Consider the following 899-nt stretch of genomic DNA (forward strand, 5'->3'; position numbering starts at 1 on the left):
GCCGGGTGGTTACGGGGGCAAACCACCCGGCGTCGCTTCATCGGCGTTCCGACGGGGGCCCGGAACGCCGGCACCAGCACTCCGACGGGGGACCGGAGCGCTTGGCTAAAGCGTACACCTACAACCCATGGGATGCGTCAAGACTTAGTCACGACCCGATCTCGCGTCGGTGCCTGGGTATCTCGCTTTGGTTAGCTTCGGGGGTGTGAAAGGTGGGCGAGGGGGCGTCCCCGCCCCTCTCATTGGCCCCGATAACCGCTATGTACGGCAAAAAGACAGCACCCGCGATGAACAGCAGCCTGTACGGCCACGGCACCGGCACCACCACGGCCAGGATCAGGCAGAGCGTGCGAATGCCCATCTTGATGAGGTAGCTGATCTCCCGCCGGCGGATGTCCGAGGTCAGCGACGGCTTGGCGTCGGTGACCTGGTGGACGTCCTGCTTCTTGCGCCACCCCTTCATGACTTCCAAGGTAGACCCCCGTGCGGGAGCCCCGCGACACGCCCCCTGCCCGTCGTGACGGTCATGCGATCATGGCCCCGGGGTAAGGCGACGAAGGAGGATGTGGAGATGACGGATCGCACGTACCGGGTGACCGAGATTGTGGGCACGTCGGCGGAGAGCGTCGACCAGGCCATCCGCAACGGCATCAGGCGGGCCTCGGAGACGCTGCGGCACCTCGACTGGTTCGAGGTGACGGAGGTCCGCGGGCACATCGACGCGGGAGAGGTGGCGCACTTCCAGGTCGGCATGAAGGTGGGTTTCCGCCTGGAAGACGCCTGAGAGGCCCTCACAGCGCCGCCGAGGGGCCTTCACGGCCCAGCGCCGTCCTCACCTCTGTCGGCGGCGTCACGGGTCCCAACGGCGGCCGAGCGCGCGCCCAGGACCCTGGGCGCGC

At 67.6% G+C, this 899-nt stretch carries 2 protein-coding genes; one reads left to right on the forward strand and one right to left on the reverse strand.

Going from position 1 to position 899, the window contains the following annotated elements:
• Window positions 1–148: 148 nt before the first annotated feature.
• On the reverse strand, window positions 149–463 hold the full coding sequence (locus KME77_RS15355) for a DUF3099 domain-containing protein (protein WP_219467438.1): 315 nt from the start codon (window positions 461–463) through the stop codon (window positions 149–151).
• 108 nt (window positions 464–571) lie between these two features.
• Here KME77_RS15355 and KME77_RS15360 point away from each other — a divergent pair, with 108 nt between their 5' ends.
• Entirely contained in the window at window positions 572–784 is a 213-nt protein-coding gene (locus KME77_RS15360) for a dodecin (protein ID WP_219467439.1), read from the forward strand.
• Window positions 785–899 lie beyond the last annotated feature (115 nt).

It is taken from the genome of Nonomuraea rhizosphaerae (assembly GCF_019396405.1).
Taxonomy (GTDB): Bacteria; Actinomycetota; Actinomycetes; order Streptosporangiales; family Streptosporangiaceae; genus Nonomuraea; species Nonomuraea rhizosphaerae.